The sequence below is a fragment of the Amycolatopsis sp. cg5 genome (assembly GCF_041346955.1).
GTDB lineage: Bacteria > Actinomycetota > Actinomycetes > Mycobacteriales > Pseudonocardiaceae > Amycolatopsis.
Window position 1 is genome coordinate 8,816,717 of the sequence record NZ_CP166849.1, and the last position, 19,432, is coordinate 8,836,148.

The 19,432-nt window shown below is 67.9% G+C and carries 18 protein-coding genes; 6 read left to right on the plus strand and 12 right to left on the minus strand.

Translation table 11 applies throughout. From position 1 onward, the window contains the following. Nucleotides 1-10 precede the first annotated feature (10 nt). From AB5J62_RS40040 to AB5J62_RS40050, 3 genes are all read right to left on the minus strand, one after another. On the minus strand, nt 11-1,375 hold the full coding sequence (locus AB5J62_RS40040) for a glutamate decarboxylase (RefSeq protein ID WP_370945235.1): 1,365 nt from the start codon (nt 1,373-1,375) through the stop codon (nt 11-13). A 62-nt stretch (nt 1,376-1,437) separates the two neighbouring features. After that, complete coding sequence (locus AB5J62_RS40045; protein WP_370945236.1) at nt 1,438-1,860, minus strand: organic hydroperoxide resistance protein; 423 nt, start codon at nt 1,858-1,860, stop codon at nt 1,438-1,440. A gap of 119 nt (nt 1,861-1,979) precedes the next feature. Next, on the minus strand, nt 1,980-2,555 hold the full coding sequence (locus AB5J62_RS40050; protein ID WP_370945237.1) for an NADPH-dependent FMN reductase: 576 nt from the start codon (nt 2,553-2,555) through the stop codon (nt 1,980-1,982). Nucleotides 2,556-2,657: 102 nt separating this feature from the next. Here AB5J62_RS40050 and AB5J62_RS40055 point away from each other — a divergent pair, with 102 nt between their 5' ends. Continuing rightward, the gene (locus tag AB5J62_RS40055; protein WP_370945238.1) at nt 2,658-3,698 is read left to right on the plus strand and encodes an alpha/beta hydrolase; all 1,041 of its coding nucleotides are present in this window, start codon (nt 2,658-2,660) and stop codon (nt 3,696-3,698) included. 69 nt (nt 3,699-3,767) lie between these two features. On the opposite strand, the gene AB5J62_RS40060 is transcribed toward AB5J62_RS40055, so the two are convergent. The 3 genes from AB5J62_RS40060 to AB5J62_RS40070 form a co-directional block, all read right to left on the minus strand. Continuing rightward, nucleotides 3,768-4,331, minus strand: coding sequence for a hypothetical protein (locus tag AB5J62_RS40060; RefSeq protein WP_370945239.1), 564 nt, complete (start codon nt 4,329-4,331; stop codon nt 3,768-3,770). A 440-nt stretch (nt 4,332-4,771) separates the two neighbouring features. Continuing rightward, nucleotides 4,772-5,362 carry a TetR family transcriptional regulator gene (locus tag AB5J62_RS40065; RefSeq protein ID WP_370945240.1) on the minus strand — a complete coding sequence of 197 codons (591 nt, stop codon included), beginning with the start codon at nt 5,360-5,362 and terminating at the stop codon, nt 4,772-4,774. Continuing rightward, nucleotides 5,343-6,860, minus strand: coding sequence for a DHA2 family efflux MFS transporter permease subunit (locus AB5J62_RS40070; RefSeq protein WP_370945241.1), 1,518 nt, complete (start codon nt 6,858-6,860; stop codon nt 5,343-5,345). The genes AB5J62_RS40065 and AB5J62_RS40070 overlap by 20 nt, the downstream gene beginning before the upstream one ends. 111 nt (nt 6,861-6,971) lie before the next feature. Here AB5J62_RS40070 and AB5J62_RS40075 point away from each other — a divergent pair, with 111 nt between their 5' ends. Then, nucleotides 6,972-8,171 (plus strand): MFS transporter, encoded by a 1,200-nt coding sequence (locus AB5J62_RS40075; protein ID WP_370945242.1) that lies wholly within the window; start codon nt 6,972-6,974, stop codon nt 8,169-8,171. Between the two features lie 56 nt (nt 8,172-8,227). On the opposite strand, the gene AB5J62_RS40080 is transcribed toward AB5J62_RS40075, so the two are convergent. Together AB5J62_RS40080 and AB5J62_RS40085 are read right to left on the minus strand one after the other, a co-directional pair. Next, nucleotides 8,228-8,596 (minus strand): hypothetical protein, encoded by a 369-nt coding sequence (locus AB5J62_RS40080; RefSeq protein ID WP_370945243.1) that lies wholly within the window; start codon nt 8,594-8,596, stop codon nt 8,228-8,230. 62 nt (nt 8,597-8,658) lie between these two features. Beyond that, on the minus strand, nt 8,659-9,849 hold the full coding sequence (locus AB5J62_RS40085) for an RtcB family protein (RefSeq protein ID WP_370945244.1): 1,191 nt from the start codon (nt 9,847-9,849) through the stop codon (nt 8,659-8,661). Nucleotides 9,850-9,989: 140 nt separating this feature from the next. On the opposite strand from AB5J62_RS40085, the gene AB5J62_RS40090 reads away from it, so the two are divergent. Together AB5J62_RS40090 and AB5J62_RS40095 are read left to right on the plus strand one after the other, a co-directional pair. Beyond that, complete coding sequence (locus tag AB5J62_RS40090) at nt 9,990-11,513, plus strand: M48 family metallopeptidase (protein WP_370945245.1); 1,524 nt, start codon at nt 9,990-9,992, stop codon at nt 11,511-11,513. Next, nucleotides 11,498-12,589 carry a DUF4034 domain-containing protein gene (locus tag AB5J62_RS40095; protein WP_370945246.1) on the plus strand — a complete coding sequence of 364 codons (1,092 nt, stop codon included), beginning with the start codon at nt 11,498-11,500 and terminating at the stop codon, nt 12,587-12,589. Before AB5J62_RS40090 ends, AB5J62_RS40095 begins: the two co-directional genes overlap by 16 nt. A 58-nt stretch (nt 12,590-12,647) precedes the next feature. Here the strand turns inward: AB5J62_RS40095 and AB5J62_RS40100 are convergent, their stop codons facing one another. Both AB5J62_RS40100 and AB5J62_RS40105 read right to left on the minus strand, forming a co-directional pair. Further along, nucleotides 12,648-13,712 carry an aspartate-semialdehyde dehydrogenase gene (locus AB5J62_RS40100; RefSeq protein ID WP_370945247.1) on the minus strand — a complete coding sequence of 355 codons (1,065 nt, stop codon included), beginning with the start codon at nt 13,710-13,712 and terminating at the stop codon, nt 12,648-12,650. Beyond that, nucleotides 13,712-14,977 carry an aspartate kinase gene (locus AB5J62_RS40105; protein ID WP_370945248.1) on the minus strand — a complete coding sequence of 422 codons (1,266 nt, stop codon included), beginning with the start codon at nt 14,975-14,977 and terminating at the stop codon, nt 13,712-13,714. Before AB5J62_RS40105 ends, AB5J62_RS40100 begins: the two co-directional genes overlap by 1 nt. A gap of 148 nt (nt 14,978-15,125) precedes the next feature. On the opposite strand from AB5J62_RS40105, the gene AB5J62_RS40110 reads away from it, so the two are divergent. Next, entirely contained in the window at nt 15,126-15,713 is a 588-nt protein-coding gene (locus tag AB5J62_RS40110) for a nitroreductase family protein (RefSeq protein ID WP_370945249.1), read from the plus strand. Here the strand turns inward: AB5J62_RS40110 and AB5J62_RS40115 are convergent. Next, the gene (locus AB5J62_RS40115) at nt 15,710-16,057 is read right to left on the minus strand and encodes a hypothetical protein (protein WP_370945250.1); all 348 of its coding nucleotides are present in this window, start codon (nt 16,055-16,057) and stop codon (nt 15,710-15,712) included. The two genes, AB5J62_RS40110 and AB5J62_RS40115, sit on opposite strands and share 4 nt — an antisense overlap. Before the next feature lie 224 nt (nt 16,058-16,281). Here AB5J62_RS40115 and leuA point away from each other — a divergent pair, with 224 nt between their 5' ends. After that, a complete protein-coding gene (gene leuA / locus AB5J62_RS40120; protein ID WP_370945251.1) occupies nt 16,282-18,069 on the plus strand; it encodes a 2-isopropylmalate synthase in 1,788 nt (595 codons plus the stop codon). A 189-nt stretch (nt 18,070-18,258) separates the two neighbouring features. On the opposite strand, the gene AB5J62_RS40125 is transcribed toward leuA, so the two are convergent. Continuing rightward, the gene (locus AB5J62_RS40125; RefSeq protein ID WP_370945252.1) at nt 18,259-19,374 is read right to left on the minus strand and encodes a DUF5009 domain-containing protein; all 1,116 of its coding nucleotides are present in this window, start codon (nt 19,372-19,374) and stop codon (nt 18,259-18,261) included. Nucleotides 19,375-19,432: the final 58 nt, after the last annotated feature.

Consider the following 19,432-nt stretch of genomic DNA (forward strand, 5'->3'; position numbering starts at 1 on the left):
GCTTAGCCGACTAATGGTGGAACGCGGTACCGCTCGCGGGTGCCGTCACAGTGCCTTCCGAGACCACCCGTCCGAGATCGGCCAAGAGCAGGTCGGCCAGGTCGCGGGTGAAGCCGTTGCGCACCACGATCCGCAGCACCGCGAGGTCCGTCCTGTTCTCCGGGAACGTGTACGCGGGCACCAGCCAGCCGCGCTCGCGCAGCCGCCGCGAGACGTCGAACACCGTATATCCGACATCGGGCTTCACCGTGAAGGCGAACACCGGCAGCTGGTCGCCACGCGTCAGCAGCGAAAACGGCCCCAGCGCCTCGATACCCGACGCCAGGTACGTCGCGACGTCGCGCGAAGCCTGTTGCACCGCGCGGAAACCGTCGCGTCCGAGGCGGACGAAGGTGTAGTACTGCGCGGCCACTTCGGCGCCGGGGCGCGAGAAGTTCAACGCGAATGTCGGCATGTCGCCACCGAGGTAGTTGACGTTGAACACCAGCTCCTCGGGCAGCGCCGCCTTGTCGCGCCAGATCGCCCAGCCGACACCCGGGTAGACCAGCCCGTACTTGTGCCCGGAGGTGTTGATCGACGCCACGCGCGGCAGCCGGAAGTCCCAGACCAGGCCGGGGTCGAGGAACGGCGCGATCATCGCGCCCGACGCGCCGTCGACGTGCACGGGGATGTCGAGCCCGGTCCGCTCCTGCAGCGCGTCCAGCGCGGCCGTGATCTCGGCGACTGGCTCGTAGCTGCCGTCGAAGGTCGAGCCGAGGATGGCGACGACGCCGATCGTGTTCTCGTCGCAGCGCGCGACGGCCTCGTCGGCCGTGAGGTGGAAGCGGTCGCCGTCCATCGGGACGAGCCGCGGTTCGACCTCCCAGTATTCGCAGAACTTCTCCCAGCAGACCTGGACGTTCGCGCCCATCACCAGGTTCGGCTTCCCGGTGCGGCCGAGCTTGGACCAGCGCCGTTTGAACGCCATGCCGGCGAGCATGCAGGCCTCGGAGGACCCGGTGGTCGAGCAGCCCATCACCGCGGCCGGGTCCGGCGCGTTCCACAGGTCGGCGAGGATCGTCACGCAGCGGCGCTCCAGCTCGGCCGTCTGCGGGTACTCGTCCTTGTCGATCATGTTCTTGTCGACACATTCGGCCATCAGCCGCCCGGCCTCCGGCTCCATCCAGGTGGTGACGAAGGTGGCGAGGTTGAGCCGGGCGTTGCCGTCGAGCATCAGCTCGTCGCGCACCAGCCGCAGCGCCGTGTCGGCCGGCAGCGGCTCGTCGCCGAGGCGGGTGTGCGGCAGCGTGATCCCGGCGGCCAGCGCCGGGTTGTCGACGTGCAACGGGTTCGCCGAGCCGGACCCGGACGGCGATTTTCCTTCGTGCAGAGCCATAATCCGAACGTAGTACGAAAACGGCCACCCCGCCCGGGGTGGCCGTTCGCGAAAGGGAGACCTCAGACCGTGACGGTGAGGTTGACCTCGATGTTGCCGCGGGTGGCGTTCGAGTACGGGCAGACCTGGTGCGCCTGCTCGACGAGCTGGTCGGCGGCGGACTGCTCCAGGCCGGGCAGGTTGACCTTGAGGTCGACGCCGAGGCCGAAACCCTCGCCCTGCTTGAACACACCGACCTCGGCGGTGACCGAGGTCTGCTCGATCTTGACCTTGCCGACGCGGGCGACCAGCTGGACCGAGCTCAGGAAACAGGCCGAGTAACCGGCGGCGAAGAGCTGCTCGGGGTTCGTCTTGTCCCCGCCGGGGCCGCCCATCTCCTTGGGGATCGCCAGCGACTCGTCGATGACGCCGTCGGACGACGTCACCTCGCCGTTGCGGCCTTCGCCGGTCGCCGTCGCCACCGCGGTGTAGATCGCCTGCGTCACTTCTTGCCTACCTCCATGTCCGGACACGCCCCATTGAGCGTCACGCCGGTAACAACATCACGGACACGGGAAGCATTACCACCACATGGCAGGCGTCACTTGACGGAATACCCGATGACTTAGTCGCGCACGTTCCGCTGAGTGAACTCGGTCACCTGGCGCCCGATGAGCCGCAGCGTCCGGACGACCTTCTCCTCCGATGCCCCACCCGCCTCATCGAATTTGACCTCGGCCGTGTTGATCGAGCCGCCGAGCGGGGTCGGCCAGCCGCGCAGCGCGTGCGTGATCGTGCGGAGCTGATCCAGGGTGGTCACCGCGGCCTGCCAGCCGAACGCGACCGCGGCGAGGCCGACCGCGCGGCCGTCGAGGTACGGGCGCCGGTCGTCGCGGAGGTCTTCGATGTAGTCCAGCGCGTTCTTCACCAGACCGGACAGCGCGCCGTGGTAGCCGGGCGAGACGACGATGATGCCGTCCGCGCCGCGCACGGCCTCGACCAGCCGTTCGGCATGCTCGGTGCGGTCGGGGATGGCCGCGTCGTAGAACGGCAGCACGAGTTCCTGGCCCGAGATGAGGCTCGTCTCGGCGCCCGCCTCTTCGGCCCCGGCGAGCGCGATCTGTAGCGCCCGCTCCGACTGCGAACCGTCGCGAAGCGAACCACCGATACCGAGCACTTTGACCGCCGCTGAAGAACTCACGCCTTCGAGGCTAACCCCTCTACTTAACTGGAGGACCAGGGTTTGGGACGGAGTCCTGTGTCACATCTGGCGTTCATACCTACTCGCAAGTAACCTCCAAACATGGCCATCCCAGTGCAAATTCGGATCCAAGCCGCGTTGTCGCAGGTCATCTATGGCCTGCCGAAGCCGCTGCGCAGGCTCATCGCGGGCAAACCGGTCCGATTGGACGGCCAGGAGCTCGCACTTGACGCTCAATTGCTCCTTCGGCTTCAGCAATTGAGCGGAGCCGAGCTGTCCAACGGCGACGTCGGGCAGTCCAGGCGGAACCTCGCCGACGCCAGGCACCTGGTCAGCGGGAAGCCGATCGGGCCGATGTCGACCCGTGAGCTGAAGATCCCCGGCCCTGGCGGTGACATCCCGGCGACGCTGTACACGCCCGCCGGGCTGGCCGAGCCGTCCGGCCTGCTGGTCTTCTACCACGGCGGCGGCTGGGTGGTCGGCAGCCGCGACAGCCACGACAACACCGCGCGCTTCCTGGCGAAGCACGCGGGCGTGCGGGTGCTGTCGGTGGAGTACCGGCTCGCGCCCGACTACCCGTGGCCCGCGGCGCCGGAGGACTGCGTGGCCGCGTTCGACTACGCGCACGCCAAGGCGAGTGAGCTCGGCGCGGATCCCGCGAGGATCGCGGTCGGCGGCGACAGCGCAGGCGGCAATCTCGCGGCGGTCGTCTCGCAGGTGACCACGCGGCGCGGCGGCCCGGCGCCGAAGTTCCAGCTGCTGTTCTATCCGGCAACGGACTTCTCGACGCGGCGCCGGTCGCGGGAGATCTTCGGAGTCGGCTTCTTCCTCACCGACGAGAGCATGGACTGGTTCAGCGGCCACTATCAGGCCGACGAGACCGACCCGCTCGCGTCGCCGCTGCTCGCCGAGGACGTTTCCGGGTTACCGCCCGCCTATATCGCGACCGCCGGATTCGATCCGCTGCGCGACGAGGGTGAGGCTTATGCGAAAAAGCTTCAAGACGCGGGCGTTTCCGTCGCATTGAGCCGCCAGGACGACCTCATTCACGGCTACGTCAATTTCCTCGGCGTCGGCACGCGTTTCCGCGAGGCGATTTCCGAAGCGGCGGGTGCGCTCAGGCTCGGCCTGAGCAAGGAATAGCATGAGAAAGCCCGAGGCCGGTGCGGCTCCTTTCCGCACCGGCCTCGGGCTCCCCCGATTCGGGTTCCGCTACGGCGTGGGCAGCGGAACCGGAAGCGCCGGAACCGGCACGGCAGGCAGCGGCAGCGCGGGCAGCGGTAGCGGAATCGGGAGTGCCTTGAGCAGGCTCGACAGCAAGCCCGTCAGCGCGTTGAGCAGCGTCTTGAGCAGATCGCTCACCACGCTCAGCGGCGGCGGCAGGTCAGGGATCAGCGCGCCGATGTCCGGCAGCGGCGGCAGCTGGCGCGGAGTCGCACCCGGCGTCGTCAGCACCCGGCTGACCTCGGCGGAGCGGGCCTTCGCGTCGACGGCGAGGTCCTGGGACTCCACCTGGATCGCGTACTTCTTACCGGCCGCGAGGTCGGCGAGAAGCGGAGTTAGCTTCTTGAGCTGGCTCTTCGTGCCGGCTACGTCACCGGCGTAGGCGATCTTCGTGAGATCGTCCCGCTGCTTCAGAACCTGAGCGAACGCCGCCTCGGTGCTCGACGACCCGTGACCGCCGACCGGGCTTGCGACGGCCATACCGCCCGAGGCCACCGCCAGCAGACTGCCGGTCGCGATGACCGCAATCGTTCGGGCAAATTTGCCTTTCATTCCTAACCTCCTGGCCTCATGGACCCAACGGGGTAATGCGTACTCGCCGTATCGGAGAATCACCAGCCGATCACCGCTTGGGGCAGCTTTCTAACCCTTACGTGCCGGATTCGAAGATGGAGGGATTGACCTCAATTGATTAACAAGTTGATCTTGCGCATGCCCCGGAAGATCAAGTTAATCGAAGATAAAAAACGCGCTCAGTCACCGCGTCACACCTTAGGGGAAATTCGCTCACTCTTACGAATGCATTGAGCCAGGTTCGGGCCGCGTCACTCCGCAGGACGGCGTGTCGAGACTGCTCCAGACGGGTGGGGGTCCCCCACCGACGCACCACCAGTCGCATGAAACATCTTCATTCCCACCAGACGCAGCGCGGCCCGCCATATGTCGACATATGGCGGGCCCGCTTGCCTCGTGGTGGGAGTACTCCAGGTTACTTAAAGAGGTAGGCCTGCTTCGAGATGGCTTAGGGCCTCTTCGAGCCGCACGTATCCGTCGTCCGCCCGGTCCATCATCGCGGCGAGGATGACGCCGATGATCGCGCCCGCCCAGTTGCGCACCTCGAAGTCGTCCGGCGAGCGGCCGAGCCTGGCCGCGGCGCCCTCGGCGAGCATGGTGATCCCGTCGGCGAACTGGGACATCGCCCGCGCCCGCAGCTCGGGGACCTCGAAGGTGAGCCGCTGACGGTCCTGCTCGATCTCCCAGTCCTCGCCGGCGAGGCTGTCGAACACCTGCCGCATCGTGGTCCTGATCGCCGCGGTCGGCGACAGCTCCGCGGGCTGCTCCGCGAACACCCGCATCAGCACCGGGTCGAGGCCGTCGTAGAGCACGGTGTCCTCTTTGGTCGGGAAGTAGCGGAAGAAGGTGCTCTGCGAGATCTCCGCGGCCTCGGCGATCTGGTCGACCGTGGTCGCCGCGTAGCCCTGCTCGCGGAACAGCCGCAAGGCGTGCCGCTGGATCGCGGCACGCGTCTTGGCCTTCTTCCGCTCACGCAAGCCGACGGGCTGCCTAGATCGCGACGAGGTCATGACCCGATTCTGCCGCCTCCATGACTCCGCGAGGCAGGAACACCACCGACAGCAGGATGCCCAGCGCGCCGAACCCAGCCGACGTCCACAGCGTCGCGTCCATCCCCGACACGAAGGCGTCGCGCGCCGAGGCCAGCAGACCGGGCGATTCGAGCTGTCGCGCCACCGCGGCCGCGCCCGACGCGCTCCCGCGCACGGCCTCGGCGAGCGGGCCGGGCAAGCCGGTGACGTCGACCGCGTCGCGATAGCCGGAGTTGAGCACGGTCCCGAGCACCGCGACGCCGATGGTGCCGCCGACCTGGCGCAACGCCTGGATCATCGCCGAGCCGGAGCCCGCGCGGGCGTCGCTCATCGCGCCCATCGCCATGGCCGTGACCGTCGGCATGGTGAACCCGAGGCTCAGCCCGATCAGCGTCTCCCACACCGCCACGAAGCCGTAGCCGTCGGTGGCCGAGGTGGTCGCGCCGAGCACGAACCCGCCGGTCATCAGTACGAAGCCGACGATGACGATGCCGCGTGGCCCCGCCTGCTCGACCAGCCGCTCGGCGACCTTCGCGCCGACCAGCAGACCGCCGATGATCGGCAGCAGCCGCAGGCCGGTGACCAGCGCGTCCGCCCCCTCGACAGCCTGGAACAGCTGCGGGAGCACGAAGATCAGGCCCATCATCGCGAAGGACGAGACCGTCGCCAGCACCGCGCCCCAGGTGAACTCGCGCGACCGGAACAGCGACATGTCGACCAGCGGCGCGCGGACCCGCCGCTGCCACAGCCCGAACGCCGCCAGCAGGAGCGCGCCCGCACCGGCGGCGAGCCAGGACAGCCCGTCCGACCAGCTCGTCTCGCCGATCCGGACGAAGCCATAGGTCAGCGCGACCAGCCCGGCGCTGGACAGCACGATGCCTGCCAGGTCGATACGCCCGGCACCCGAGCCGCGCAGCGACGGGATCAGGAAGACCACCGAGACCAGCCCGATCAGCACCAACGGCACGTTGATGAGGAACACCGAGCCCCAGGCGAAGTTGTCCAGCAGCCAGCCACCGAGCACCGGGCCGAGCGGGATGCCCAGCGAGTTCGCCATCACCCAGATGGTCAACGCCTTGGGCCGCTCCTCGGCCGGAAAAAGCACGGTGACCAGCGACATCGACAGCGGGATCAGGAAGGCCGCGCCGACCCCCAGTGCGGCGCGGGCGGTGATCAGCTCTCCGGGCGAAGTCGCGAAGGCGCACCACGCTGACGCGGCGCCGAACACCGCGAGCGCGCCCATGAGCAGGCGTTTCTGGCCGAGCCGGTCCCCGAGCAGGCCCGCCGGGAGCAGTAGCGCGGCGAGCACGAGCGTGTAGGCGTTCGAGAACCACTGCAGCTGCGTGGTCGAGGCGTGCAGGTCGGTCGCGAGCGTCGGCAGGGCGACGCTGAGCACGGTGAGGTCGAGGCCGATCACGATCAAAACGACGCTGAGCGCGCCCAAGGCCCACCAGCGGCGGGGATGTGGCGAAGTCATAGTCGCCCCCTTTCGATAGTTACTACCAAATGAGAGTAACTGTCACTTTCTCTTCGGCCAAGAGGGGAAAATTAGTTGCACGCGCGTACCAGGTTTTGCTGTGATCGACATGTGACCCTGACCCCGTACCGCCGTGTGCTCGCCGTGCCCGGGGTTCGCAGCTCGATGCTGCTGTTCTTCTTCGCCCGGCTCCCGATGACCGCCATGGGCATCACCATGACGCTGCACGTGGTCGGCGACCTGGGTCGCGGCTACGGCGCGGCCGGGCTGGTCGGCGCGGCCATCACGCTCGGGAACGCGGTCGCGGCGCCGGTGCTCGGCAGGCTGATCGACCACTACGGGCTGCGCCTGGTCACCGTGATCTGCGGCCTCAGCACCACGGCCTTCTGGCTGGTGTCGCCCTACTTGACCTTCCAGGCGCTGGTGATCGTCGCGCTGCCCGGCGGCATCCTGACCGTCCCGGCGGGCTCGATCGCGCGCCAGGTGCTCGCCGCGCTCGTGCCGGAGACCAAGCGGCGCACCGCGTTCTCACTGGACACGATCTCGGTCGAGGTTTCGTTCATGATCGGCCCGGCCGTCGCGGTCTTCGTGGTCACCCAGTACTCGTCCACGCTGATGCTGACCGCGATCGGCGCGGCCTTCGGCATCTCGTCACTGCTGCTCTACCTGATGAACCCGCCGATCCGCAACGAGGACGAGGCCGCCTCACACGGCAGCGAGGCCAGGCCGCCGATGCGCAGCTGGCTGCGCGGCAGGTTCATCTCGACACTGCTGATCGCGGTCGGCGCGCTGTTCGTGCTGATCGGCACCGAGGTCGCGAGCATCGCGGCACTGCGCGACACCGGCAACGTCGAATGGACCGGCGTCGTCATCATCGCGATGTGCGTGGCCTCGCTCGTCGGCGGCCTCGTGCACGGCGCGGTACACCGCTCGCTGTCCCAAGGCTGGCTGGTGTTCCTGCTCGCGGCGCTGACGTTGCCGGTCGGCTTGTTCATCCAGCCGTGGTGGCTGCTCGCGCTCGCGCTGATCCCGATGAACCTGATGTGCGCGCCGACGATCGCGGCGACCACCGAGACGGTCAGCAAACTCGCGCCGCCGCAGGTGCGCGGCGAGGCGATGGGCATCCAGGACGCCGCGACCAGGCTCGGGCTCTCGCTCGGCGGACCCGCGATCGGGTTCGCGATCGACCACAGCTCCGCCGCTTGGGGATTCTTCGCGGCCGGCGCCGGGGCTTTGGTGCTCGCGGGCCTGGGGAAGGCTTTCGAGCGCTCGGTCAAGCCCGAGCCCGTACTGGCGAACTCGTCCCACTGAGTCGTGAGTGTTTTCGCCGGTTAGAACCGGCCGGATCACTCACGACCCCCAGCGCGCTAGGTGCAGGCTTGGCGGAGGCCGTCGAGGCGCTCGGCGTTGCGCTTGGCCCAGCGGCCGACGACGCCGAGGTCCTCGAACCGCTCCTTCTGCACCTCGACGTAGGAGTCGGCCATCGTGAGCAGGGACTTCTTCACGTCCTGGTCGCTGACGTTGGTCGCGAGCTCGCGGAGGCGGCGTTCCTTGTCGGCCGCGCGTTCCTTGATCTTCTGCGGGTCGACCAGCGGATTGAGGTCCGCGAGGCCGAGTGCCTCCGAGCAGGCGGAGACCTTGTCCGCGGTGCTGTTGGCCTGGTCGACCGCCGAGCCGACCTCGGCGCAGCCGCCGGCCAGGAACGCGGTCGCGAGCAGGAATCCCCACCTCTTCATGCACCCAACGTACTGGAAACGGGATTTAGCGGGCTTTATCCCCGGGGATAAAGCCCGCTAAATCACCCCTTCACGCAGACGACCTGCTTGATGTGCGCGACCACCTTCACCAGGTCGGTCTGTGCCTTGATGACCGACTCGATGTCCTTGTACGCGGCCGGGATCTCGTCGACCACGCCCGAGTCCTTACGGCACTCGACGCCCGCGGTCTGCGCCGCCAGGTCGTCCGCGGTGTAGAGCTTCTTGGCCTTGTTACGGGACATCCGGCGGCCGGCGCCGTGTGACGCCGACTGGAACGAGGACTCGTTGCCGAGGCCGCGGACGATGTACGAACCGGTGCCCATGCTGCCGGGGATGATCCCGAGGTCTCCCGACCCCGCGCGGATCGCGCCCTTACGCGTCACGAGCAGGTCGACGCCGTCGTAGCGCTCCTCCGCCACGTAGTTGTGGTGGCACGAGATCGCGTCCTCGTAGCGGACCTGCGGGATCACGTCGGCCACGGCCTGCTTGACCAGCGCGACCATGGTCGCGCGGTTGCGGGCCGCGTAGTCCTGCGCCCAGAACAGGTCACGCCGGTAAGCCGCCATCTCGGGCGTGTCCGCGACGAAGACCGCGAGGTCCGGGTCCGGCAGGTCGGCGTTGTGCGGAAGCTTGCGCGCGACCGCCATGTGGCGCTCGGCGAGCTCCTTGCCGATGTTGCGCGAACCCGAGTGCAGCATCAGCCACACGCGACCCTCGTCCAGACCACCCTGCTCGAGGCAGACCTCGATGAAATGGTTTCCGCCACCGAGGCTTCCGAGCTGACGCGCGGCCCGGTCGTGCAGGTCCTGGACACCGGAGTGCAGGCCGGCGAACGACTTCCAGAACGTGTCCCAGCCGCCGACGCCGTGCACCTTGGCCGGGTTCACCGGCGTCTTGTGCAGGCCGAAGCCGACCGGCACGGCACGCTCGATCCGCTTACGCAGCAACGAAAGGTCGTCCGGGAGGTCCGACGCGGTCAGCGAGGTGCGCACCGCGCTCATCCCGCACCCGATGTCGACACCGACGGCCGCGGGCGAGACGGCGTCCCGCATCGCGATCACGCTGCCGACGGTCGCGCCCTTGCCGTAGTGGACGTCGGGCATGACGGCGACACCGTGCACCCATGGCAGGTTGGCCACGTTCCGCAGCTGGCGCATCGCCTGGTCCTCGACCGACTGCGGGTCGGCCCACATCCGGATCGGCACGCGGGCGCCTTCGACTGCGGTGTACATGACTGGCCTTTCGTCAGGGAATGTGTCCACTGAGGATGCATGGTCGCGCACCGGCCGAACAACCGATTTCGGATTCTCATACGGCCGTGCGACACTTTTCCCGGCGCCCTGACCGGCGCGTTTCTGGGGAGGAACCACTCGTGAAGTTCTCTGTGCGCGCGGCGACGGCCGTCGCGTTGCTGGCCGGTTTCCCGGCGCTGGTGCTCGCGCTCGTCGGCGGGCTGGTCGCGTTCGAGGTGTTCGCGTTCCGGCATTCGATCTTCGTCGCGATCAAGCTGGGGATCATCACCGTCCCGGCCACGTACGCGTTGCTCAAGGGCCTGCTTTCGGTCGTGAAGCGGACCGGCGACGAGGTCGAAGGCGTGCTGCTCACTGAGGCGGCGCAGCCGGAACTGTGGGCGCTCGTGCGGCGGCTCGCGGTGATCGCGGGCACCAGGCCACCCGACGAGATCTACCTGACCGGCGAGGTCAACGCGGCGGTCGCCGAGCAAACCCGCTGGCTCGGCCTGCGGGTGCTGAAGCGCCGGATGTTCATCGGCGCGCCGCTGCTCGCCGGACTGCGCGAGGACCAGCTCGCGTCGGTGCTGACGCATGAGCTCGCGCATTACAGCAACAACGACACCCGGCTGGCCTCTGTGACCTACGGCGGCAAGCGCGCGGTGGTCGGCGTGCTGTCCACTTTGGACCACAGCGATTGGTTCCAGAAGCTGATCGGCAAGCTCTTCACGCTGTACGCGAAGCTGTATTTCCGGGTGTCCAGCGCCGTTTGCCGTCGCCAGGAGCTGGCGGCGGACCGGCTGAGCGCACGTGCGGCCGGCAACGAGGCGGCGACCAGCGCGCTGCGTGAGTCGTACGCGATCGACGCGGCCTGGGACCTGTTCATGGCCCGGTACGCGGTGGTCGGCTGGAAGGCGGGTTATCTGCCGTCCGAGGTGTTCGACGGGTTCGCCGAACTGCGCGACTCGGTCGACGACCAGCTCGAGAAGATCCGCCGCAACCCGCCGGACGAGGCGGGCCCGTACGACTCCCACCCGCCGGTCACGGTCCGCGTCGCGGCGATCGACGCGCTGCCCGACGAGCCGATCGTCGTCTTCGGCCGTGGTCCCGCGACTGCGTTGCTGCGGAACTCCGCAGCGGTGCTCGACGACGCGCTGCTGGCCAGCCTGGTCCCGGAGGCCCGTGAGAAGCGCCGGGTCGACTGGCCGACACTGGTCAACCTGAGCTGCCGCGCGGACGCGATCCCCGAAGCTCTGTCCACACTGGACGCGGCGGGCCGCGCGATGCGCCGCGTCAATACCTTCCGGACGCTGCTCGACGCGCTCGACGCCGGGCTGATCACCGAGCTGGTCGTCACCGACCTCAAGCCGGACCCCGGCGCGGGCCCTCGTGCCCAAAGGGAATTCGCGAAGCTGGCCGTCCGGGATGGACTGTCCTCAGTGGTCCAGATCGCGCTGGCCGACGTCGGCGTCGCGCGCTGGGACCTGTCCTGGTCGTCGCCTGGCGAGCTGGTGGTCGACGAGCCGTACGCGAGCGAGTTCGGCGAAGCGCTCGACATGGCCATCGACGGGAACACCGTCGAGCTGCGCCGTTTGCTCGCCTCCGCCAAAGTCGATCTTGACACCCGCCCCCTGCCCGAACGGAGCCAGCCGTGGTCTTCTCGATGATCTTCAAGCCCAAGGAGCGCCGCGCGATCCTCGCCATGATGCGGGAGGCGAAGAAACGCGGTGTCGAGATCGACGAGCTCGCCGACCTCGTCGGCCCGTTCGAGCTGATGAAGCTCACCGGGCAGTACCCCGACGTCGACGTCACCAAGCACGGTCTCGTGCCCGACGCCCAGGTCGTCAAGGAGTTCCACACCGACCCGGCGCTGAAGAACGCGTCCGACGCGGCGAAGCGCGGCGAGTGGCAGCAGGCCGCGATGCTGGTGAACGCGACCTGGGGCGACTGGGAAACCCGCGGCAAGGTCGTCTCGCGGCTGGCGGCCATCGCCGCCGACGACGACACCTGGCTCAAGTCTTGGCAGCAGGCCGAGCCCGGCAACCCGCACGCGGTGGTCGTCGACGCCGAAGCACTCGTCTATCTCGCCTGGCAGATCCGCGGCGGCAAGTGGGCGTCCGAGACTTCGGCGGCCCAGTTCGCGGGCTTCGAGCGCACGCTGCACAAGGCCGAGGCGGCCGCTTGGCAGGCGACCGAGCTGGCGCCCGCCGACCCGACGCCGTGGTCGACCCTGATCACGCTCGGCCGAGGCCTGAGCGTCGACCACGAGGACTTCGGCCGCCGCTGGCAAGGTCTCATGGAGCGCGCGCCGTCGCACCGCCGCGGCCACGACTCGGCTTTGCAGTACTGGTGCGCGAAATGGCAGGGCTCGCACGAGCGCATGACCGCCTTCGCGCGGGAGGGCGCGGCCAAGTCGCCGACGCTGAGCGGGCTGATCATCCGCGCCGCGTACGAATGGGAGGACGCGAACCAGCGCGTCTGGCAGGAACCGTGGGTGCGGCAGGGCCTGGAAACGCACCTGGCCTGGCTGTCGGCCGACGGCGCGGACAACCACTACGTGCACGACGACCTCGGCTGGGCGATCACCGGCCTGATGCGCACCAAGCGCGACGCCGAGGCGATCCCGCTGTTCCAGCGGCTCGGCCCGTACGCGGGCGGCGAGCCGTGGAACTACCACAGCGACCCCGTCGGCTACTTCTGCTACCAGCGCGCCAGCGTCTGCCTGGCCGCCAAAAAGCGCTGAGAAACGCGATAAAGCCCGCTTTACTCCGGGGAGTAAAGCGGGCTTTATCGCGTTCTGGCTAGGAGAACTCGGGAGCGAGCTGCTCCGCGATCTCGTAGGTGTTGAGCGCCGCGCCCTTGCGCAGGTTGTCACCGCACACGAAGAAGTCCAGCGTGTTCGGGAAGTCCAGCGCCTGGCGGACCCGGCCGACGTAGGTCGGGTCGCCGCCGACGACGTCGGCGGGCGTCGGGAAGACGCCGTTCTCCGGGTCGTCGACCAGCACGACCGTCGGCTGGGCCTCGAAGACCTTGTGCGCGGCCTCGACGGTGACCTCGCGCGCGAAGGTCGCGTGCACGGCCAGCGAGTGCGTGGTGACCACGGGAACGCGGACGCAGGTCGCCGAGACCTTCAGGTCCGGGATGCCGAGGATCTTGCGGGATTCGTTGCGTACCTTGAGTTCCTCGGAGTACCAGCCGTCACCCTTGTACGAGCCTGCCGACGGGACGACGTTGAACGCCAGCGCCGCCGGGAACGGCGAGTCGGCGATCGGCAGCCCGGCCGCCTCCAGCGCCTCGCGCACGTCTCCGGCGCGGACGCCGAGGCCCTTGCCCGCGACGGCCTCGAGCTCGGCGTACAGGCGGTCGACGCCTTCCTTGCCCGCGCCCGAAACCGCTTGGTACGAGGCGACGACGAGTTCCTTGAGCTCGAACTCCCGGTGCAGCGCGCCGAGCGCGGCCATCATCGACAGCGTGGTGCAGTTCGGGTTCGAGATGATGCCCTTGGGGCGCGCCGCCACGGCGGCCGCGTTGACCTCGGGCACCACCAGCGGCACCTCGTCGTCCATGCGGAACGCGCCGGAGTTGTCGACGGCCACGGCGCCGCGGGAGGCCGCGATCGGGGCCCACTCGGCGGAGATCTCGTCGGGCACGTCGAACATCGCGATGTCGACGCCGTCGAACGCCTCCGGCGAAAGGGCGACGACTGTCAGCTCTTCGCCGCGCACGGTGATCTTCTTACCGGCCGAGCGCGCCGACGCGATGAGGCGGATTTCGCCCCACGGCACGGATTCCCTGCCGTTCATGATGTCGATCATGACCGTGCCCACGGCTCCGGTCGCGCCGACGAGCGCCAGAACTGGTGCCATTACCGTCCACTCCCTGCGTACACGACGGCTTCTTCGTCGCCGCCCAGTTGGAAAGCCTCGTGGATGGCGCGCACCGCGTCGTCGAGCTGCGCTTCCCTGATCAGCACCGAGATGCGGATCTCCGAGGTGTTGATGATCTCGATGTTCACGCCGGACTGCGCCAGCGCCTCACAGAACGTCGCCGTCACGCCGGGGTGCGAGCGCATGCCCGCGCCGACCAGCGAGACCTTGCCGACGTGGTCGTCGTAGAGCACGGACTCGAAGCCGATCTCCGGCTTCATCGCCTCGAGCTCCTTGACCGCCTTGGGGCCGTTGGCCTTCGACAGCGTGAACGTGATGTCCGTGCGGCCGGACACGGTGCTCGACACGTTCTGCAGCACCATGTCGATGTCGATCTCGGCGTTCGCGATCGCGCGGAAGATGCGCGCGGCGGCGCCGGCGTGGTCCGGCACACCGGTGACGGTGATCTTCGCTTCGGACCTGTCGTGCGCGACGCCGGTGATCAGCGCTTGTTCCACGGGGATCTCCTCAATCGAACCGAACACGGTCGTGCCCGGCTTGTCGCTGTAGGACGAACGGACCACGATCGGCACACCGTAGCGGCGGCCGTATTCGACGGAACGCAGGTGCAGGATCTTCGAGCCGCTGGCCGCGAGCTCGAGCATTTCCTCATAGGCAACGGTTTCGAGCTTGCGCGCGTTGGGCACCACCCGGGGATCGGCCGTGTACACACCGTCCACATCGGAATAGATCTCGCAGGCGTCGGCGTTGAGCGCCGCCGCCAGCGCGACGGCCGTGGTGTCCGAGCCGCCCCGGCCGAGGGTGGTGATGTCCTTGGTGTCCTGCGAAACACCCTGGAACCCCGCGACCAGCGCGATGTAGCCCTGCTCCAGCGCCTGGGTGACACGACTCGGTGTCACGTCGATGATGCGCGCGTTGCCGTGCGCGGAAGTCGTCACCACACCGGCCTGCGAGCCGGTGAACGACCAGGCCTGGGCGCCGTACGCGGAAATCGCCATCGCCACGAGCGCGTTGGAAATGCGCTCACCGGCGGTGAGCAGCATGTCCATCTCACGCTCCGGCGGCGCCGGGTTGACCTGCTGCGCGAGATCGAGCAGCTCGTCGGTGGTGTCACCCATGGCCGAGCAGACGACCACCACGTCGTTGCCCGCCTTCTTGGTGGCGACGATGCGTTCGGCAACCCGTTTGATCCGGTCGGCACTTTCCAGCGACGAACCGCCGTACTTCTGGACCACGAGCGCCACGCCCGAACCTCCTAGCCGGGGCCGGGCCGGGCTCCTCAGGGCATCGAGAAGCCCCCCGCGTCCCTCATTTGGAGAGGAGCCTACCGGTCCCGGCGTTTACCACCACCCTGATATGTGTCGCCGACCACTTCTTGCGAGTATCTGGGGCATGGAAAAGCCCGCAGAGACAAGCGTTCCGGTCACCGACGAAATCGCCAGGCGCTGGAGCCCGCGCGCCTTCGACGAGACGGCTGACGTTTCCGACGAGCAGCTGCGCGCCATGCTGGAGGCGGCACGCTGGGCGCCGTCGTCAGGCAACACCCAGCCCGCGCGCTACCTGGTCGGCCGACGCGGCGACGAGACGTTCAAGAAGATTTACGGCACGCTCGCCGACGGCAACAAGATCTGGGCCCATCGAGCCGGTGTGCTGATGATCGGCCTGGTCGTGACGCACAACGAGAAGGGTGAGATCCCGCACGCGGACTACGGCCTCGGCCTCGCGAGCCAGAACCTGGTGCTGCAGGCGGTGCGCGAGGGACTGGTCGCGCATCAGATGGGCGGCTTCGACCCGTACGCGGTGATCCGCGACTTCGAGCTGCCGGACGGCCTCATGCCCCGAGTGGCGATCGCGGCCGGAAAACAAGCCGCACCGGAAATTCTTGACGCGGAACGCCTTATCGAACGGGAAATTGCGCCAAGGATCCGTATTCCGCTGTCGGATTTCGCGTTTTCGTCGCCGGGAAACCCGATCTTCTAACCAACGCCACCCAAGCGGCGAATGACTTTCGCCACGATCGACGAAACGACGAGCCAGAAGATGGCGGCGAGGCCGTAGTTGACGAGCACCCGGAGCTTGAGGTCGACGGGCAGGAAGAGGTCGCGGAAGCCGAGCGAGAAGGCGTCGGCTCCGCCGCGGACGAAGGAGACGATGCCGTTGTCCGGGTTGGCCGAGCCGAGCACGAACACCACGTGGATGGCGAGGAAGAGCGCGAAGATCAGGCCTGCCCAGCGGACCAGGCCTGCGAGCACACCGGCCGCGCGCTCGCGGCCGCGCCGCCAGTCCACTCCGGCCCGGGACTCACTCTCCGCGTGCTCAGCCATGCCCGGAGTTTCGCACGGTGACCGCGTTGACGCTACTGACAGGTAACACCCTGGTGTAACGACTCGGCTTCCCTTCGGGTGTCGCTCGTGGTTAGAGTGGGTCTTGTGGCACGCGCTCTCCTGCTTCGCTGCCGCGATGGGGCCTGATCTGACCGGCTCCCCGTCGCGGGGCTTTGTGGTGTCGCCGGTCGTTCATCCATACCCCGGCAGGAGATCTTCGCAGCATGACCACGTCCGAACCCCGTATCTCGTCCTCGCGCATTCGTAAGCCGTCGCGTCCCGCGCCCGCTGACCAGCCCTCGTGGAACACCCAGCGCGGCACCTCGATGCCCGTGCACCGCTACCGCCCGTGGTTCGAGCTGGTCGAGGACATCGACCTGCCCGAGCGCACCTGGCCGGACAAGCGCATCGACCGCGCGCCGCTGTGGTGTGCGGTCGACCTGCGTGACGGCAACCAGGCACTGATCGACCCGATGTCGCCCGCCCGCAAGCGCAAGTTCTTCGAGCTGCTCGTACGCATGGGCTACAAGGAGATCGAGGTCGGCTTCCCGGCCGCCTCGCAGACCGACTTCGACTTCGTGCGCGAGATCATCGAAGAGGGCGCCATCCCGGAGGACGTCCGGATCCAGGTGCTGACCCAGTGCCGTCCCGAGCTGATCGAGCGGACCTTCCAGTCGCTGGAGGGCGCGCCGCAGGCGATCGTCCACATCTACAACTCGACCTCGATCCTGCAACGCCGCGTGGTGTTCCGCGAGGAGCGCGAGGGCATCAAGAAGATCGCGACGCAGGCCGCCGACCTGGTCGTCGAGTACGCGGGCAAGTACTCGGACACGGACTTCCGCTTCCAGTACTCGCCGGAGTCCTACACCGGCACCGAGCTGTCGTACGCGCTGGAAGTGTGCAACGCGGTCACCGAGATCTGGCAGCCGACGCCTGCCAGGCCGGTCATCCTGAACCTGCCTGCCACGGTCGAGATGGCCACGCCGAACGTGTACGCCGACTCGATCGAGTGGATGAGCGGTCAGCTGGAGCGCCGCGACTCGGTGATCCTGTCGCTGCACCCGCACAACGACCGCGGCACCGGCATCGCCGCCGCCGAGCTGGGCTATCAGGCGGGCGCCGACCGCATCGAAGGCTGCCTGTTCGGCAACGGCGAGCGCACCGGCAACGTCGACCTGGTCGCGCTGGGCATGAACCTGTACAGCCAGGGCATCGACCCGCAGATCGACTTCTCCGACATGGACGAGATCAAGCGCACGGTCGAATACTGCAACCAGCTGCCGGTCGCCGAACGCTCCCCGTGGGGCGGTGACCTGGTGTTCACCGCGTTCTCCGGCTCGCACCAGGACGCGATCAACAAGGGCCTCGACGCGATGAAGGCGGCCGCCGACAAGGCGGGCGTGCCCGTCGACGAGCACCCGTGGGAGGTCCCGTACCTGCCGATCGACCCGAAGGACGTCGGCCGCAACTACGAGGCCGTGATCCGGGTCAACTCGCAGTCCGGCAAGGGCGGCGTCGCCTACATCATGAAGGCCGAGCACCAGCTCGACCTGCCGCGCAGGCTGCAGATCGAGTTCTCGAAGGTCATCCAGCGCCACACCGACGCGCTCGGCGGCGAGGTCGACCCGACCACCATGTGGAACGCCTTCCACGCCGAGTACCTGGAGCCTCGCACCCCGCTGGAGCTGGTCCGCCAGCACGTGCGCGACAACGGCGACGGCGAGTACGACATCACCGCGACCGTCCGCGTCGAGGGTGACGAGCACGAGATCACCGGCACCGGCAACGGCCCGATCGCGGCGTTCTTCGACGCGCTGTCGACCGTCGGCTTCGACCTGCGGCTGCTGGACTACAGCGAGCACACCCTCTCGCCGGGCGACGACTCGCGGGCGGCCTCGTACATCGAGTGCGCCATCCAGGACCGGGTGTTCTGGGGTGTCGGCGTCGACCCGTCGATCGTCACAGCCTCGCTGCGCGCGGTCGTCTCGGCCGTGAACCGGTCCCACCGCTAGGGCGTGAACGGACGAAGCGGGCTTGACTCCCCGCCGGAGTCAAGCCCGCTTCGTCCCGGGTGCTACCCGAGAACAAAGGTGAGCGCTGGGGGCGACAGTGAGGGGAGGCCGAGTATGACACCTGGTAGCCGTCCTGAGGTCACTTCTTCCCTCCCCTCACTGCCGCCCGCAACGCTCACGCCGTTGAAGTCACACGCGTAGCCGGAAACCCACCCGGTTGAGGCCGATCGCCGCGGCGACGATCAGCACCGCGGTCACGACCGCACGGATCAGTGCCAGCACCACGCTCGTGTCGTTGAGCGCGTCGTACCAAGAGCCGATCCCGATCACTTCGAGGAAGTAACCGAACACCTCGGAAAGCAGATAGGCGAGCAACACGTTGCCGCCTGCCATGGCGAGCAGCCGCGCCGGGAAGAAGTGCAGCAGCAACCAGAAAGCCGCGGTGATCGCCGCCGCCCAGAGGCACCAGGCCGGGGTGGCGTTCACCTTGCTGATCCCGTGAATCCCCGCCACCAGCAACGCGGCCGCCGCGCAGCCCCCGATGAACAGCAACGCGGGCTGCGGCCGGAGGTCGGTCGACAGGAACACCGCCAGCACAGCGATCGACGACAGGCTGGCGAGGTGCTGCGCGATGCCGATGCTGTCGAGTTCGTAAACGCAGAGCAGCAGGACGGCGGAGGCGAGCAGCGCCGTCCGGTTGCGCCGGAAAACCAAGTACACCAAAGAAGAAATGAGATAAGCCCAGCCGATCAAGCCGAGAATCCCGTACCAGGAATACTCGAGCGAGAACGGGTTCAGGTTGATGACGTGCAGGCCTTCTTCCGAGGTGTAAACGAAAGCGAGCACCAGCAGCCCGGCGAATCCCGCGATCCGCAGCACACGAACGTTGGCACAGAAGGAAATCGCGGCCAGGTACAGCAGAACCCAGTACCAAGCCTCGCTGAGCGGCATTCTCGACGGATCGGGCGAGTCGTTGCACATCATGATCCCGACGACGATCAGCGCACCCGCGCGCGACACCACATGCCACAGCACCTGTCGCACGGAATCCCCGGCGTTGAGCCGTTTGTCGAGCGCGAGCGGCACCGACATGCCCATCACGAAGATGAACGCGGGGAACACCAGGTCGACGAACGTCATCCCGTTGGTCTCGGCATCGTGGTGCAACATCCAAGCGGGCATGACGGAATCGGGGCCACTGGGCAGATTGTTGACGAAGATCATCACCAGGATCGTGAGTCCGCGCAATGCGTCGATGGCGACATTTCGCGTGGTGGCCGGCGCTTCGACCGCGGTGCTGATCATGGTCGGAGATCATGCCAGTGATTTACCGGCAATACGTACTATTGCACTAAACCAGACA